At 73.9% G+C, this 16,261-nt stretch carries 12 protein-coding genes; 11 read left to right on the forward strand and 1 reads right to left on the reverse strand.

Going from position 1 to position 16,261, the window contains the following annotated elements; translation table 11 throughout:
- The first annotated feature begins 104 nt into the window (after window positions 1-104).
- Entirely contained in the window at window positions 105-812 is a 708-nt protein-coding gene (locus O7604_RS15925; protein WP_281576983.1) for a lysophospholipid acyltransferase family protein, read from the forward strand.
- A 4-nt stretch (window positions 813-816) separates the two neighbouring features.
- On the opposite strand, the gene O7604_RS15930 is transcribed toward O7604_RS15925, so the two are convergent.
- On the reverse strand, window positions 817-2,781 hold the full coding sequence (locus tag O7604_RS15930; RefSeq protein ID WP_281576984.1) for a hypothetical protein: 1,965 nt from the start codon (window positions 2,779-2,781) through the stop codon (window positions 817-819).
- 205 nt (window positions 2,782-2,986) lie between these two features.
- Between O7604_RS15930 and O7604_RS15935 the strand changes: the two genes are divergently transcribed.
- The 10 genes from O7604_RS15935 to O7604_RS15980 all read left to right on the forward strand — a co-directional run bounded on the left by O7604_RS15935 (window position 2,987) and on the right by O7604_RS15980 (window position 16,250).
- On the forward strand, window positions 2,987-4,972 hold the full coding sequence (locus tag O7604_RS15935) for a TIGR03960 family B12-binding radical SAM protein (RefSeq protein WP_269704556.1): 1,986 nt from the start codon (window positions 2,987-2,989) through the stop codon (window positions 4,970-4,972).
- 171 nt (window positions 4,973-5,143) lie between these two features.
- The gene (locus O7604_RS15940; protein WP_269704557.1) at window positions 5,144-5,581 is read left to right on the forward strand and encodes a hypothetical protein; all 438 of its coding nucleotides are present in this window, start codon (window positions 5,144-5,146) and stop codon (window positions 5,579-5,581) included.
- Window positions 5,582-5,595: 14 nt separating this feature from the next.
- On the forward strand, window positions 5,596-7,086 hold the full coding sequence (locus tag O7604_RS15945; RefSeq protein WP_281576985.1) for a hypothetical protein: 1,491 nt from the start codon (window positions 5,596-5,598) through the stop codon (window positions 7,084-7,086).
- Between the two features lie 10 nt (window positions 7,087-7,096).
- Window positions 7,097-8,572: a type VII secretion-associated serine protease mycosin gene (gene mycP / locus O7604_RS15950; protein WP_281576986.1), complete on the forward strand. Its 1,476-nt coding sequence runs from the start codon at window positions 7,097-7,099 to the stop codon at window positions 8,570-8,572.
- 503 nt (window positions 8,573-9,075) lie between these two features.
- On the forward strand, window positions 9,076-9,795 hold the full coding sequence (locus tag O7604_RS15955; protein ID WP_281579971.1) for a TIGR03936 family radical SAM-associated protein: 720 nt from the start codon (window positions 9,076-9,078) through the stop codon (window positions 9,793-9,795).
- A 130-nt stretch (window positions 9,796-9,925) separates the two neighbouring features.
- Entirely contained in the window at window positions 9,926-13,324 is a 3,399-nt protein-coding gene (locus O7604_RS15960) for an Rne/Rng family ribonuclease (protein WP_281576987.1), read from the forward strand.
- Window positions 13,325-13,619: 295 nt separating this feature from the next.
- Window positions 13,620-13,934 carry a 50S ribosomal protein L21 gene (rplU, locus tag O7604_RS15965; protein WP_018787289.1) on the forward strand — a complete coding sequence of 105 codons (315 nt, stop codon included), beginning with the start codon at window positions 13,620-13,622 and terminating at the stop codon, window positions 13,932-13,934.
- 11 nt (window positions 13,935-13,945) lie between these two features.
- A complete protein-coding gene (gene rpmA / locus O7604_RS15970) occupies window positions 13,946-14,200 on the forward strand; it encodes a 50S ribosomal protein L27 (RefSeq protein WP_013288010.1) in 255 nt (84 codons plus the stop codon).
- Between the two features lie 89 nt (window positions 14,201-14,289).
- Window positions 14,290-15,741 carry a GTPase ObgE gene (gene obgE, locus O7604_RS15975; protein WP_281576988.1) on the forward strand — a complete coding sequence of 484 codons (1,452 nt, stop codon included), beginning with the start codon at window positions 14,290-14,292 and terminating at the stop codon, window positions 15,739-15,741.
- Window positions 15,742-15,800: 59 nt separating this feature from the next.
- Entirely contained in the window at window positions 15,801-16,250 is a 450-nt protein-coding gene (locus O7604_RS15980) for a GNAT family N-acetyltransferase (RefSeq protein WP_281576989.1), read from the forward strand.
- Window positions 16,251-16,261 lie beyond the last annotated feature (11 nt).

Genomic DNA, 16,261 nt, shown 5'->3' on the forward strand with positions numbered 1-16,261 from the left:
GGGCCCGGCCCCAGCGAGTGGACTGCGGGCCACCCGCTCGGTGGCGGACGGCCGCGTCCGCTACCGTGACAGCGCCTGTTTCACGTACGACCGCCGGAGGACCCGTGCCCCTGCTCTACACCATCGGCAAGCTCACCGTGGCGCCCGCGCTCCGGTTGGCCTTCCGTCCGCACGTGGAGGGTTTGGAGCACATCCCGGCGACCGGTGGCGCGATCTTCGCCAGCAACCATCTCTCCGTCGCCGACGAGCTGCTCCTCGGCACCGTGGTGCCCCGTCACCTGGCGTTCTGGGCCAAGTCGGAGTACTTCAAGGGCACCGGGGTCAAGGGCGGCTTCTCGAAGTTCGTGCTCACCGGGCTGGGCGCCATCCCGGTCGAGCGGGCCGGCGGCCGGGCGGCGCTGACCGCGTTCGACGCGGCGATCCCGGTGCTCAAGGCCGGTGACCTGGTAGCCGTCTACCCGGAGGGCACCCGCTCCCCGGACGGGCGGCTCTACCGCGGGCGTACCGGCACCGTCCGGCTGGCGATCGCCGCGGGTGTGCCGATCATCCCGGTCGGCGTGACCGGCACCGACAAGGCCCAGCCGATCGGCACGCGGATCCCGCGACCGGGCCGCGCCAAGATCACCATAAAGTTCGGCAAGCCGCTGGACTTCACCGGCCGTCCCGACGACCGCACGTCGCTGCGCGCGATGACCGACGAGATGATGGCCGAGATCCAGAAGCTCAGCGGCCAGGAGTACGTCCCGCGCTACGCCCCGAAGCGCGCCGACCAGGCCACCGGCGACCAGGCCGGCGGCGAGCAGACCGCCTGAGCGGTCACGACTTCGGCACCACCACGCGCTTGCGCAGGTCGTTCAGCAGCCGCCCGCTGTCGTCCACCGACAGCCGGGTGAACACGCCCGTGGTGAGGCTGCCGTGGTCGGCCGATACGCAGACCACCACCGAGTCACCGTCCGCCCGGCCGACCGCGCAGCGCTCGTGGCGTCCCCGTACGCCGGTGTCCACCACCACCGACTCCTGCAGGGCGTAGTCCCCGGCGAGACGTTCGATCTCCGACTTGGCGTCCGACTCCGGGTTGAACCGCAGCCCGGTGCTGCCGAACAGCGTCACCCGCTTGCCGTCGCTCGTGCTGTAGATGCCGGCGAACGTGTCCTCGGCCAGCAGGTTCGACTCGCGTACCCGGGACTTCAGCTCCTCGGCGGCGGCCCGGCTGGTGTCGTCCTGGCGCAGCCGCATCGAGTCGATCTGGTCCGGGAGGCTGGCGCTGGCCGGGTACTGGCTGGAGATCGGCTGGAACCACCAGAGCGGGAGACCGCAGCAGCAGGCGACGGAGAGCAGCAGCACCCAGGGCCAGCGACGCCGGCGGCGGGTCCGCTTGGGCGGCTGCTGCCAGCCCGGCGGCGGCGCGACCGGCGGCCCGGCCTTGCCCCGGCGCTGCTTCGGCGGCCGTCCGGGCTTCGCCGGCGGCGCGACGGGCGCCGCCGGTGGCAGGGGACGCGCGGCCGGCGGGCCGGGATGGTGCGGCGGCGAGACCGGCCGGGCCGGTCCGGGGTACGGCGGGCTGGGCGGCGGTGAGACCGGCCGGGCGGGTCCGGGGTACGGCGGACTGTGCGGCGGCGGTGAGACCGGGCGGGCGGCGGGCGGCGCGGCATGGGCCGGTGGCGCCGACTGCGGCGCGGGTTGGGCCGGGTGGGCCGCCGGTGGCGCCGGGTGGGCCGGATGGGGGTTCCCCGGCGTGGCCCAGGGCGCGGTGTAGGGCAGCGTCGGCGTCAGCGGCGGCAGTTCGGGCGCGTGCAGCTCCCAGCCGGTGGTGTCGACCCCCGCCCACGGGTCGACAGGTGTGGCCTCTTCCGGCGACGCGTGCGGCGGCACCGGCGTGGGCTCGGCGGACTCGCCCCAGGCAGGCCGGCGCGGCGGCGGTGGCGGTACGGCGGCGGAACCGCTCCAGCGGGGCGCGGCCGCCTCGACCCGGGTCGGATCCGGGGTGTTCTCCACGCGGGTCGGGTCCGGCGTGTTCGCGGCCCGCGCGGAGGCCGGGGCGTTCTCGACCCTGGTGGGGTCCGGAGTCTTCGCGGGCCGGGGCGGCTGCGGCGCGACGTCGATCCGGGTCGGATCCGGCGGGCGCCCGGTCCGGGGCGTGGGGACGGGCGTGGTGCGGCCGGGAACCGCCGCGGATCCCCGGGCCCGGGTGACAGATACGGGCGGGGTGGCGTCGACGCCGTCCGGCGCTGCGGCGTCGACGGTCGGAGCCTCGTCGCCGGTGGGCGCGTCGGCCGGCATTCCGGCGTCGTCGGTGGGGGCGTCGGCGGCCGTCGCGCTCGCGTGGGCGTCGGCCGTGCCGGTGGGGACGGTGGCGTCGTCGGCCGGTGGGTGCGGGCTCGCGTCGTCGAGCGGGGCGGTGCCGGCCGGGTCCGCCGGTGCCGGTCCGGCTCGTCGGTCTCGCGGTGCCGGTTCAGCCTGGTCGTCCCGCAGAGCCTGCTCGGCCGGTTCGTCCAGCCGCGCGGGTTCGGCCTGTTCCGACTGCTCGGCCGGCGCGACGTCGGACGGCCGGCGGTGGGGCGTACCGTCGTGCGGCCCGCTCTCGGCGGCGCCGGACGGCTGGTCGGCCGGCACCCCGTCGGAGGTCCGGTCGTCGGTGGCGGCCTCCGGCGTGCCGGACGGGGACGCCGGAGCCGAGGCGCCGGTGGCGTCCTCGGTGTCGGCGGCGGTCGGCGGCTCGGTGACTGAGGGCCTCTCGGCCCCGTCGGCCGGCCGGTCCGCCCCCGGCTGCGGCTGCGGCATCGCGGCTATCTCCTCTCGCGCCCGTTGCGAGGTTAGTACCGCCCCGCCACCCAGGACGAATTCGCCCGCTCCCCGGCCCCACTCCGGTGATCAAGGAGTTCGTGTCCGTCGGGAGCGCCGGAGAGCGCACAAACTCCTTGATCAACCCGGCGGACACGGGCGCGGGCGCGGGGGAGGGCGGGGGCACCGCGTACGCTTGGGCATCATGAGTGCCCCGTCCACGACCCCGCGTCCCGCCGCCGCCAACTCGGTCTGGCCCCGGCTGGAGCCGTTGCTGCCGCAGGTGACCAAGCCCATCCAGTACGTGGGTGGAGAACTCGGCGCGGTGGTCAAGGACTGGGACGCCGCGACCGTCCGGTGGGCGCTGATGTATCCGGACGCGTACGAGGTGGGCCTGCCCAACCAGGGCGTGCAGATCCTGTACGAGGTGCTCAACGAGCTGCCCGACGTGCTGGCCGAGCGGACGTACGCGGTCTGGCCGGACCTGGAGAAGCTGATGCGCGCCCACGGCGTGCCGCAGTTCACCGTCGACGCCCACCGCCCGGTGCGTGACTTCGACGTGTTCGGCGTCTCGTTCTCCACCGAGCTGGGCTACACCAACCTGCTCACCGCGATCGACCTGGCCGGCATCCCGATGCTCGCCGCCGACCGCACCGACGCCGACCCGGTGATCGTGGCCGGCGGGCACGCCGCGTTCAACCCGGAGCCGATCGCCGACTTCGTCGACGCCGCGGTGCTCGGCGACGGCGAGGAGGCGGTGCTGGAGATCACCGCCATCGTGCGGGAGTGGAAGGCCGAGGGCTCCCCGGGCGGCCGGGACGAGCTGCTGCTGCGGCTGGCCCGCACCGAGAGCGTCTACGTGCCGCGCTTCTACGACGTCGACTACCTGCCCGACGGCCGGATCCAGCGGGTGGTGCCGAACCGCCCGGACGTGCCGTTCCGGGTGCACAAGCGCACGACCATGGACCTGGACGCCTGGCCGTACCCGAAGAAGCCCCTGGTCCCGCTCGCCGAGACGGTGCACGAGCGGTACGCGGTGGAGATCTTCCGGGGCTGCACCCGGGGCTGCCGGTTCTGCCAGGCCGGCATGATCACCCGCCCGGTGCGGGAGCGTTCGATCACCACCGTCGGCCAGATGGTCAAGGAAGGACTGGAGTTCTCCGGCTTCCACGAGGTGGGCCTGCTGTCGCTGTCGTCGGCCGACCACTCGGAGATCGGCGACATGTGCTCCGGCCTGGCCGAGCAGTACGCGGGCACGAACGTCTCGCTGTCGCTGCCCTCGACCCGGGTGGACGCGTTCAACATCGACCTGGCGCAGGAGCTGTCCCGCAACGGGCGCCGGACCGGTCTGACCTTCGCCCCCGAGGGCGGGTCGGAGCGGATCCGCAAGGTGATCAACAAGATGGTGTCGAAGGAAGACCTCATCCGCACCGTCGTCACCGCGTACTCCAACGGCTGGCGCCAGGTGAAGCTCTACTTCATGTGCGGCCTGCCCACCGAGACCGACGAGGACGTCCTGGAGATCGCCGACATGGCGCACGAGGTGATCCGGGCCGGCCGCGCGGCCACCGGGTCCAAGGACATCCGCTGCACGGTCTCCATCGGCGGGTTCGTGCCGAAGCCGCACACCCCGTTCCAGTGGGCCTCGATGGAGCGGCCGGAGGTCATCGACGGCCGGCTCAAGCTGCTCAAGCAGGCGATCAACAGCGACCGCTCGCTCGGCCGGGCGATCGGCTTCCGCTACCACGACGGTGAGCCGTCGCTGATCGAGGGCCTGCTGTCCCGGGGCGACCGCCGGGTCGGCGCGGTGATCCGCAAGGTCTGGGAGAACGGCGGCCGGTTCGACGGCTGGAGCGAGCACTTCTCGTACCAGCGCTGGGTCGACGCCGCCGCCGAGGTCCTGCCGGCGTACGGCGTGGACCTCGACTGGTACACCACCCGCGAGCGCGAGGAGCTGGAGGTCCTGCCCTGGGACCACCTCGACTCCGGCCTGGACAAGGACTGGCTCTGGCAGGACTGGCAGGACTCGCTGTCGGAGTACGAGCAGGACGACTGCCGCTGGACGCCCTGCTTCGACTGCGGCGTCTGCCCGTCCATGGACACCGAGATCCAGATCGGCCCGACCGGCCGCAAGCTGCTGCCGCTCACCCCGGTCAACGGACTGAAGCTGCCCGCAGCCGCCCAGGGCTGAGGCCGCCGGCACCACCACGGAGCGCGGGAACCCGACCGGGTTCCCGCGCTCCGTCGTCTTTTCCCGGTGACCGGCGCGGTACGCGGGGTGGGGGTGCCCCGACTGGTCCTTCCTCGATACGCTGCGTCCGTAATGGACCGGCCGGGGCCGGCAGCGGGGAGGACAGGCAGCATGGGCATCAATCCGCCGGACACCGGCGATCTGCACGTCAGCGTCGAGGACCTGGATGCGGCGGCCGAGTACATCGAGCGCCTCAAGCAGTACGTCGAGGACACCATCTCCTGGGAGATGGAGCGCATCAAGGAGAACATGAAGGGCGACAGCAACAGCCCGCAGATCGTCTCGAACGGCACCCCGTTCGGCGCGTTCGCCGACGCCCGGTTGCAGTGGCAGGCGCTGGAGCGCTCCACGGCCAACATGGAGGCACACCTCAAGGGCCTCTCCGCCAAGCTGGCCGGCCTGAAGAAGGGCACCGAGGACATCGCCAAGGCGTTCCGTGACGCCGAGGAGCGCAACGCCGCGAACGGCAAGGACATCGAGCGGCTGCTGGAGTCCGCTGCCCCGCCGCCCGGTGGCGCCGAGCCGCCCACCTACCCGTACACGGCCTAAGAGAGGAGACGGTCATGGCTGGAGCCACCTGGGAACGCTGTGTCCGCGAGGTGACGCTGTCGGCGGATCCGTACACCGTCGGCCTGGTCGGCTCGGGGTGGAGCAACCTCTCCACCGCTCTCGGCCACCTGCGCGACTCCCTCGTCGGCCGGTCGTTCGTCGGCCCGATCGCGGCCGGTCAGGAGCGTCCGCACACCGGCGGCCTGCCCGGGATGCTCGCCGGCTGGAAGGGCAGCGGCGGCGACGCGTACCGCGAGCACCTGTCCGAGATCGGCAAGGACATCGAGGAACTCATCACGCACGCCAGCAACGTCGGCGGCGCGCTGTCGCGGATCGAGGGCGACATCCGCAAGACGGTGGCGAGCATCCCGATCCCGCTGATGGACAACTTCGGCTGGAACGAGTGGAGCCTGCCCGGCGGCACCGAGCTGGACGACGCACGCGACGGTGAGAGCCAGTCCGGCTTCCTCGCCGCCCTGCGCAGCGACTACCAGGGCAACCAGGCGTTGTACGCCGACGGCGCGTTCCGCGACAAGGCCGACGACCTCGAAGCCACCATGAAGATCGACGGCAACGCCAGCGACCAGAAGCGTGGCGGCTGGTGGGACACCAAGTCGCACCTCGACAACTGGTACAACGACAACCAGAAGGCGGCCAACGCGGCGATGGCGCCGTTGCCGGCCGCGGTGGAGGCCGAGCGCCCCAAGCTGGCCGTACCCCAGCACAAGGGCGACTTCGGCGACGGCTACCGGGGCGACCCGCGCGTTCCCCCGACCGGCGTACCCGGTGGTGGCCTGCCCGGTGGCGGCGCGCCCGGTGGCGGCATGCCCGGTGGCGGCATGCCCGGCGGCGGTGGCGGCCCGATGCCGTCCATCGGCAGCACCGGCATCGGTGGCGGCACGCCCGGTGGCGGTTCGTACACGCCGCCGCCCGGCGCGCCCGGCGGCGGCATCCCCGGCGGCGGCTCCTACACCCCGCCGACCGCCGGCGGACCGCCCGGACTCGGTGGCGCCCCCGGCTCGGGCACCCCGGAGTACGGCAGTGGTCTGGCCGGCGCGGGCGGGCCCGGCACGATCACCGCAGGCGGGCCGAGCACCCTCGGTCTGGGCGGCGGTGGCGCGGGTGCACTGAGCGCCGGTGGTGGCGGCGTCGGCGGCGGTGGCGCGGGCCTGGGTTCGGCCGGTGGGATCGGCGGCGGCGGGATCGGCGCGGCCGGCGGCATGGCCATGGGCGGCCTGCCCGGCATGGTCGGCGGCGGTAACGGCAAGGTCCCGCCACTGACCAGCGCGGCCAGCGCGTTGAAGGCCGCGGCCGGGGCGGGACCGGGTGGCGCGGCCGGCACGCGTGGCGGGATGGCCGGCGCCGGGATGATGGGCGGCGGAATGATGGGCGGCCACGGCGGCGCCGGTCACGGCGGCGACGCGGCAGGGCACTCGTCATGGTTGACTGAGGACGACGATCCGTGGGGCGCCGGTGACGGTGCGTCCCCGGGCATCCTGCGATGAGGACGGACGGATGAAGGTGCACGTCGGTGCGCTCCGGCCGGTGGCGGCCGGCCTGCTCGCCGGGCTGATGCTGCTGGGTGCCGCCCAGCCGGCGGTCGCCGCTCCGCGCCGCGCCGAGCAGTGGTATCTGGACGAGCTGCGGATCGACCGGGCGCACCAGATCTCCACCGGCCGGGGCGTCGTCGTCGGCGTGGTGGACACCGGCGTCGACGCGGGGCACCCCGACATGCGGGGCCAGCTGCTGGCCGGGGGGAGCACCCGCGACTCCGGCGACGGGCGGCGCGACCCGGACGGTCACGGCACCCACATGGCCGGGATCATCGCGGCCAACGGGACCGGGGTGGTGGGCATCGCGCCCGACGCCCGGATCCTGCCCATCCGGAAGCCCGCCGGCGACGCGTTCACCTCGGACGACTCCGCGCGGGGCATCCGGATGGCTGTCGACGGCGGGGCGAAGGTGCTCAACCTGTCGTACGGCGGCGCCGGAGCCGTGGAGGAGGTCGAGGAGGCCGCGATCCGGTACGCGCTGGAGCGCGACGTGGTCGTGGTGGCCGCCGCCGGGAACGTCCGGCAGGCCGGCCCGGACGTCACCTCACCCGCCAAGATCCCCGGCGTGATCGCGGTGACCGGCACGGTGCGGGGCGGAGGCTTCTGGTCCGGATCGGCCCAGGGCCCGGAGGCGGTGATCGCCGCGCCCGGCGACGAGGTCTACAACATCGGCCCGGACCGGGGCTACGGCTGGGGTGACGGCACCTCCGACGCGGCCGCCGTCGTCTCCGGCGTCGTGGCGCTGATCCGGTCGAAGCACCCGAAGCTCTCCGCGCCCGATGTGATCAACCGGATCATCCGCACCGCCCGGGACGCCGGTCCGCCCGGCCGGGACCCCCGGTTCGGCTTCGGCCGGATCGACCCGGTGGCGGCGCTCACCGCCGACGTGCCGTCGGTGTCGGCGAACCCGCTGCTCGGGGCCGCCCCAGCGAGCGGGTCCGCGCCGCCGGCCGCCGCCGAGGACGACAACTTCGACGTGACGAAGTACGGCGACCGGGGCGGTCCCACCGACCAGCAGGTGATGGTCATCGGCATCGGCATCGCCGTGGCGGTCGTGGTGCTGCTGGCGCTCGTGGTGTTCCTGATCTGGAACCGCCGCCGTCACCGGCGCGAACTGGCCGAAGCCGGCTCGATCCCGGACGACGCGCTGGACCGGATGAACGGCGGTGGGCAGGGTCCGCCGGTGCCCGCCGGTCACGCGGCCGCCCCACCGCCCGGTTACGGCGGCTACCCGCCACCCGGCGCGCAACCTCAGCCGGGCGGATACCCGCAGCAGGGCGGATACGCCCAGCCGGGTGGATACGCCCAGCCGGGTGGACATCCGCAGCCGGGCGGGTATCCCCAACCCGGTGCGGGCGCCTATCCGCCCCAGGACCAGGCTCCCCACGCCCCGCCCGGTCAGAGCCCGTACGCCCCACCCGGCGACAACCGCTCCTGACCCGTCCCGCGCCGGAGGCCCGGCGGCGTGCACCAGCACCCGCCGGCCATCCGGCAGCCCGGCGCCGAGCGCCCGGCCCCGGCGCCCGGCGCCCGCAGCTCGGGTGCCCGCAGGCCGCCCTCGCAGCCCCCAACCCGCGCGTCCCGCCTTGCACCCCGCACCCCGCACCCGCTCCGCTCCGCTCCGCCCCGCCCCGCCCCGCTCCGTCGATCATGAAGTTGGCGGCATGATCAGAGATCAACTTCGCCGTCAACTTCATGATCGACGGGGTTGGACGGGGTTGGACGGGGTGGGGTGGGAGGCGGCGGGGTGGGAGGCGGTGGGGTGGAGGGAAGGGCGGCGGTGTTTGTGGGGGTTTGGGGTGGGTGGGGTGGCCCCGGGTGTGGGGCGCGGCGGGCGCTGCGCCAGGATGGGACCGATACGCAGGCACAGCCGAGGAGCTCACGATCGCCAGAAAGCCTCAACCCGAGGGCGGCCAGGCCCCCGTCGTCCAGCGGGTCCGTATCCGGTACGCCAAGCGTGGTCCGCTGCGGTTCACCTCGCACCGGGACTTCGCCCGGGCCTTCGAGCGCGCGTTGCGCCGGGCCGGTGTGCCGATCGCCTTCTCCCAGGGCTTCACCCCGCACCCGAAGATCTCGTACGCCTCGGCCGCCCCGACGGGTGTGGCGAGCGAGGCCGAGTACCTGGAGATCGGGCTCCGGGAGCCGGTCGACCCGGCGCGGCTGCGCGAGGCGCTCGACGCCGCGCTCTCGCCCGGACTCGACGTCCTCGACGCGGTGGAGGCCACCGGCGGCAGCCTGGCCGACCGGATCGAGGCGTCGTACTGGCGGATCGAGCTGCCCGAAGTCGATCCGAAGGTGCTCGCGGCCGCCGTGGCGGCGTTCACCGCCGCCGAGGAGATCCAGGTCGAGCGGATGACCAAGCAGGGACGGCGTACGTTCGACGCCCGCGCGGCAGTGGTGTCGATCGATGTCGTGGCTCCGGCTGAGACGCCTTCCGGGGCGGCGGCCGTGCCGTGTGCGATACTCGAACTGGTCGTGCGGCAGGTCACCCCGTCCGTTCGGCCCGATGACGTCCTGTCCGGCCTCCGCGCGGTGGCCGCCTTGGAGCCGCCGGTCACCCCGAAGGTGATCCGGCTGGCGCAGGGCACGCTGACCGCGCAGGGCGAGATCGTCGATCCGTTGGAAGCGGATCGCGACGGGGCAACCATCGGAGAGCGCTGACCGTCGGTCAACGCTCTGGCAGGCAGACTTCGGCGGTCGCGCGCCTGCGCGCCCGGCGGAAACACCTTTGCGGCAACCCTGCGTGGCAGCGCTCACCCGCGCCCGGGGCGGCCAGAACTGGAGAACGTCCATGCTCGAGAACGAGCCCGAGGGCAGCGAACGGACCGGCGCAGAGCCGGCCGGGACGACCGCCGACAGTGCCGGCACCGCCTCCGGCAGCGCCGCGAACACGACGCCGACCGGCGCCGAGGGTGCCACCGCGGAGGGCACCGCCACCGTGGAGGGCACAGCCACCGCGGAAGGCGCCGCCACCGTGGATGGCACAGCCACCGCGGAAGGCACCGCCACCGTGGAGGGCGTCGCCGAGACCAAGCCGCCGGCCCGGAAGCGGGCCAGCCGTCGCAAGGTCGCCCCGCTGAACCAGCCGGAGCAGACCGACGCGCCCGTCGAGGCGTCCACGGCCGCGACGGGCAGCGGCGAGTCGCCCCAGGCCGAGGTGTTCGCACCGGTGGCCGGCGAACTGGACACCGCGCCGAAGACCACCCGGCGGCGCCGTAAGGCCACCCCGGCGAAGGCGGTCGAGGAGCCGGTGGCCGCGGCCGGGGTGGAGGCGGCCTCGGAGGAGGTCGTGCCGCCGGTCAAGGTGACCCGGACGCGTCGCCGCAAGGCCACGCCGCCGGCTGCCGAGCCGGTCGCGCCGGACGAGACCGCCGGGCAGACGTCCGCGGACGTGATCGACGGGCCGGTCTCCGCGGCCGGTGGCGACCTGATCGCCGAGGGACGCGCCGACATCGACGGCGGCGAGGCAACCGCCCCGGACGGGACCGCCGTCGGGGAGACCGCCGGTACCGGCGGGCGGACCCGCACCGGACGGCGCGCCGCCGCCGGCAAGACCACCGCCGCCGGCGACAGGACCACCGGCGGGAACGAGGCCGCGGGCACCGGCAAGGCGAGCACGGGCGGCGTGGCCGCCATCGGTGAGCCCACCGGCGAGGACATCGAGGACGAGGACGCCGAGAGCGAGACCGTCGAGGACGCGAGCGGCGCGTCGGCGCGTACCGCAGAGGTCGACCTGGCCCGCAGCGGCGGCCCGGCGGACGCGACGGGCGTCGTGTCGACGGGCGCCGCCGTGCCGCGCGCCGCCGAGGAGCCGGCCGAGACGCCGCCGGCCACCGGCCGCCGTCGTCGTGCCGCGCTCTCCGCGCCGACCGTCCTGTTCATGGCGCCGCAGCCCGACGAGGCACCCGCCGTCCAGGTCACGTACCCGGCGGCGGAGGAGCCGATCGAGGAAGCGGTCGAGACCGGCCGGCGCCGCCGTCGTGGCCGTCGTGAGGTCGAGCCGGTCGAGGCCGAGGTCGAGCCCGAGGTCGCCGAGGAGGAGCCGGCCGCCGAGGCCGAGGAGACCGCCGAGGCGGACGAGGACGACGAGACGGCCGCGGGCCGCCGTCGTCGTCGCCGGGGTCGCCGGGGTCGTGGCCGGGGCAAGGGCGGCGCGGACGAGGCCGACGACGAGGACATCGAGGAGCCCGTCGCGGCGGAAACCGCCGAGGGCGAGGCCGAGGAGACCGCCGAGGACGAGGAGGCCGAGGGCGAGGGGATGACCCGCCGCCGTCGCCGCCGTCGTCGCCGGGGTGCGGGGGAGTCGGACACCGCGGCCGAGGACGGCGTGCCGACCGTCGTCAAGATCCGTGAGCCGCGCAAGCCGGTCGACGAGGTGCAGGGCGTCTCCGGCTCGACCCGGCTGGAGGCCAAGCGGCAGCGCCGCCGGGACGGCCGCGAGCAGCGGCGTACCCGGCCGCCGATCCTGAGCGAGTCGGAGTTCCTGGCCCGCCGCGAGGCGGTGGACCGGGTGATGGTGGTCCGCCAGCGCGGCGACCGCACCCAGATCGCCGTGCTCGAGGACGGGGTGCTCGTCGAGCACTACGTCACGCGGAACTCGTCCGGCACCATGGCCGGCAACGTCTACCTGGGCAAGGTCCAGAACGTCCTGCCGAGCATGGAGGCGGCGTTCGTCGACATCGGGCGCGGGCGCAACGCGGTCCTGTACGCCGGTGAGGTCAACTGGGACGCCACCGGCCTGGAGGGCCGGGCCCGCTCGATCGAGCAGGCGCTGCGCTCCGGCGACTCGGTGCTGGTGCAGGTGACGAAGGACCCGATCGGGCACAAGGGCGCGCGGCTGACCAGCCACATCGCGCTCTCCGGCCGGCACCTGGTGTACGTGCCGAACGGCAACGCGTCCGGGATCAGCCGCAAGCTGCCCGACACCGAGCGCAAGCGGCTGCGGGACGTGCTGAAGAAGCTGGTGCCGGACGGCGCCGGGGTGATCGTCCGGACCGCGGCCGAGGGCGCCAGCGAGGACGAGCTGGCGCGTGACGTCAAGCGGCTCCAGGCGCAGTGGGAGGACATCCAGGCCAAGGCGACCGAGGGTGGCGCCCCGGTGCTGCTCTACGAGGAGCCGGACCTGGTCATCCGCGTGGTCCGGGACCTCTTCAACGAGGACTTCCGCGAACTGGTCATCGAGGGTGAGTCCGCGTACGGCGAGGTCGAGTCGTACCTGTCGCACGTGTCTCCGGACCTGGTGGCGCGGCTGCGTCGGCACGCCGGGGTGGCGGACGTGTTCGCCGAGTACCGGATCGACGAGCAGATCCTCAAGGGGCTGGACCGGAAGGTCTTCCTCCCCTCGGGCGGTTCGCTGGTGATCGACCGCACCGAGGCGATGACTGTCATCGACGTCAACACCGGCAAGTACACCGGCTCCGGCGGCAACCTGGAGGAGACGGTCACCCGCAACAACCTGGAGGCGGCCGAGGAGATCGTGCGCCAGCTGCGGCTGCGTGACCTCGGCGGCATCGTGGTGATCGACTTCATCGACATGGTGCTGGAGTCGAACCGGGAGCTGGTGCTGCGACGACTCACCGAGTGCCTCGGCCGGGACCGCACGAAGCACCAGGTCACCGAGATCACCTCGCTCGGCCTGGTGCAGATGACCCGCAAGCGCATCGGCGCGGGCCTGCTGGAGGCGTTCAGCGAGACCTGCGAGTGCTGCAAGGGCCGGGGCGTGATCATCCACACCGAGCCGGTGCCGGAGAAGCCACGCGGCGGCGCGGGGGAGAAGGTCAAGGCGGTCGCCTCGGCGGTGGCCGCGCCGGCCGAGGAGAAGAGCGGCCGGCGCCGGGGCCGCAAGGCCGCCGCGGAGAAGCCCGCCGTGGAGGCCGCGCCGGAGCAGCCGGCCGCGCAGCCGCAGGCTGCCGCCGAGCCGCCCGCGGCCGTCGCGCCGCCGGAGCGGACCGTCGCCGAGGTGGTCGAGAACGACGACGACTACTACGACACCCAGGGCTACGACCTGTCCCGGTTCGAGTCGGAGACGCCGGCCGCCCCGGCGGTCGCGGACAGCCAGGAGGGCGACTCGGCCCGGCTGGCCGCCGCCGACGACCCGGACGCGATCGGTGACGGGGACAACGACGACGACAGCGGTGCCCCGCGCCGGCGGGCGCGGCGTGGCGGGGCCCGGCGGCGTACCCGGCCGTGAGGCTCTGACCTGCTCGAACAGGACCCCTGAATCCGCGCGCTATGGGTGGATTCGGGGGTTCTGTCGTGTCCGTCGCCCCGCCGGGACGGCGCGGACCGCGGGCCCGGTTTGGGGGGCGGGCCGGGTATGCCGTACGCTTGCCTGCGGCGCACTTTGGTGTGCCGAGTTCCCGCGTGCCCGCGCTGCCGGTGTCACGGCTCCCGGCGAGACGCCGTGGGAACGACCGCGAACGGTGTGACAGCCGACAGCGGTGGAATAGACGCCAGTAGCCTCAACGACAGGGAGTCCGCCTCCGATGTACGCGATCGTCAAGACCGGCGGCAAGCAGTACAAGGTCGCCGAGGGCGACGTGATCGAGGTCGAGAAGCTCGCCGGTGCCCCCGGCGACGCGGTGAAGCTCACCGCGGTGCTCCTCGTCGACGGTGACGACCTGGTGACCGACGCGGCCAAGCTCGCGAAGGTCGCGGTGTCCGGCGAGATCGCCGCGCACACCAAGGGCCCGAAGATCCGGATCCACAAGTTCAAGAACAAGACCGGCTACCACAAGCGCCAGGGTCACCGCCAGCCGCTGACCCAGGTCAAGGTGACCGGCATCTCCAGCGGGAAGTAGGTCGTCCTCCAATGGCTCACAAAAAGGGTGCGTCCAGCTCGCGTAACGGCCGTGACTCCGCGGCCCAGCGACTCGGCGTGAAGCGCTTCGGTGGTCAGGTCGTCAGCGCGGGTGAGATCCTCATCCGTCAGCGTGGCACCAAGTTCCACCCCGGTGACCTGGTCGGCCGTGGCGGCGACGACACGCTGTTCGCGCTGGCCGCCGGTTCGGTGCAGTTCGGCACCAAGCGCGGTCGCAAGACCGTCAGCATCGTGCCGCAGCAGTAGTTCTCCTGCGAAGCGGGCCGCGGACCTCGAGTCCCGGCCCGCTTCGCTTTTCCCCGTGCGGGGCGGACCCCGCTGGAAGGATTGGCGTCGTGACGACGTTCGTTGACCGGGTCGTCCTGCACATGCAGGCCGGCGACGGCGGGCACGGCTGTGTCTCGATCCACCGGGAGAAGTTCAAGCCGTTCGGCGGGCCGGACGGCGGCAACGGCGGCCACGGCGGCAGCGTGTCGCTGGTGGTCGACCCGCAGGTCACCACGCTGCTCGACTTCCACTTCCGGCCGCACCTGAAGGCCGAGAACGGCAAGGGCGGCGCCGGCTCGAACCGGGACGGCGCCAACGGCCGCGACCTGGTCATCAAGGTGCCGAACGGCACCGTCGTGCAGAGCCTCGACGGCGAGGTGCTGGCCGACCTGGTCGGCGTCGGCACCACGTTCGAGGCGGCCCGGGGCGGCCGGGGCGGGCGCGGCAACGCCTCGCTGGCGAACGCCCGCCGCAAGGCACCCGGCTTCGCCGAGCTGGGGGAGCCCGGCGACCGGCTGGACGTCGTGCTGGAGCTCAAGAGCGTCGCCGACGTGGGCCTGGTCGGCTTCCCGTCCGCCGGCAAGTCGTCGCTGATCTCGGTGATCTCCGCGGCCAAGCCGAAGATCGCCGACTACCCGTTCACCACCCTGGTGCCGAACCTGGGCGTGGTGCGGGTGGACAACCACACCTTCACCGTCGCCGACGTACCCGGCCTGATTCCGGGTGCGGCCAGCGGCAAGGGCCTCGGCCTGGAGTTCCTCCGCCACGTCGAGCGCTGCGCCGTGCTGGTGCACGTGATCGACACCGCCACGCTGGAGCCCGGCCGCGACCCGCTCGCCGACATCGACGCCATCGAGTCGGAGCTGTCCCAGTACGGCGGCCTGGCCGACCGGCCCCGGCTGGTCGCGCTGAACAAGGTCGACGTGCCGGACGGCAAGGACCTCGCCGACATCGTCCGCCCCGACCTGGAGGCGCGCGGCCTGCGCGTGTTCGACGTCTCCACCGCCACCCGCGAGGGTCTGCGCGAGCTGATGTACGCGATGGCGGAGCTGGTCGACCAGGGCCGCCGCGCCGCCCCGCCCGCCGAGCCGACCCGGATCGTGATCCGCCCGAAGGCGGTCGACGACGCCGGCTTCACCATCGAGGCCGAGCCGGACGGCTCGTACACGGTGCGCGGCAGCCGGCCGGAGCGCTGGGTCAAGCAGACCAACTTCGACAACGACGAGGCAGTGGGTTACCTGGCCGACCGGCTGGCCCGCCTCGGCGTCGAGGAGAAGCTCGCGAAGGCCGGCGCCCAGGCCGGCGACCTGGTGCGCATCGGTGACCGGGAGTTCGACTGGCAGCCGACGCTCTACGCCGGCGTCGACTTCGTACCCGGCAACCGGGGCACCGACGTGCGGCTGGAGGAGAAGACGAACCGGCCGTCGGCGTCGGACCGGCTCGCGGCCCGCAAGGCCCGCCGGGTCCGGCCGGAGGACGAGGTCGAGGCCGCGCCGGCGGCGGAAGCGGACGCCGAGTAGCCGTTTCCGGGTCGGCGGCGGGAAACCTGCGCGAAATCCGGCCGATCTAGCGTACGGGCATGTTGATCGAGTCCCGTCCCGCCGCCGATCCGGAGATCGCCGCGCTCGTCGTCGCCCAGCAGCGTGAGCTGCGCGACGCGGACGGCGGGCTGGACGGGCAGGTCACCGTCGTGCACACCGACATCCACTACCTGGCCGCCGTGGTGGGCGGCCGGGCGGTCGGCTGCGGCGGACTCCAGGCGCTCGACGCCGACACCGGCGAGCTGAAGCGGATGTACGTGCGGCCGGCGTTCCGGGGGCGGGGCATCGCCCGGCAGTTGCTCGTGGCGCTGGAGGAACTGGCGTTCCAGGCGGGGCACCGCACGGTGTGCCTGGAGACGGGCACCTACCTGCCGGCCGCGATCGGGCTCTACCGGTCCAGCGGCTACGAGCCGATCCCGGTGTACGGCGAGTACGTGGACAACCCGTACAGCGTCTGCTTCGCCAAGCGGCTGCCGGTGGCGGCCTGATCGGCGGCCTG

Source organism: Micromonospora sp. WMMA1947, from assembly GCF_027497355.1.
GTDB lineage: Bacteria > Actinomycetota > Actinomycetes > Mycobacteriales > Micromonosporaceae > Micromonospora.

Coding starts and splice junctions, on each gene's coding strand:
- rpmA (WP_013288010.1), top strand. CDS start 13,946: ATGGCTCACAAAAAGGGTGCGTCCAGCTCGCGTAACGGCCGTGACTCC.
- mycP (WP_281576986.1), top strand. CDS start 7,097: ATGAAGGTGCACGTCGGTGCGCTCCGGCCGGTGGCGGCCGGCCTGCTC.
- rplU (WP_018787289.1), top strand. CDS start 13,620: ATGTACGCGATCGTCAAGACCGGCGGCAAGCAGTACAAGGTCGCCGAG.
- O7604_RS15960 (WP_281576987.1), top strand. CDS start 9,926: ATGCTCGAGAACGAGCCCGAGGGCAGCGAACGGACCGGCGCAGAGCCG.
- O7604_RS15935 (WP_269704556.1), top strand. CDS start 2,987: ATGAGTGCCCCGTCCACGACCCCGCGTCCCGCCGCCGCCAACTCGGTC.
- O7604_RS15980 (WP_281576989.1), top strand. CDS start 15,801: ATGTTGATCGAGTCCCGTCCCGCCGCCGATCCGGAGATCGCCGCGCTC.
- O7604_RS15940 (WP_269704557.1), top strand. CDS start 5,144: ATGGGCATCAATCCGCCGGACACCGGCGATCTGCACGTCAGCGTCGAG.
- O7604_RS15930 (WP_281576984.1), bottom strand. CDS start 2,781: ATGCCGCAGCCGCAGCCGGGGGCGGACCGGCCGGCCGACGGGGCCGAG.
- O7604_RS15945 (WP_281576985.1), top strand. CDS start 5,596: ATGGCTGGAGCCACCTGGGAACGCTGTGTCCGCGAGGTGACGCTGTCG.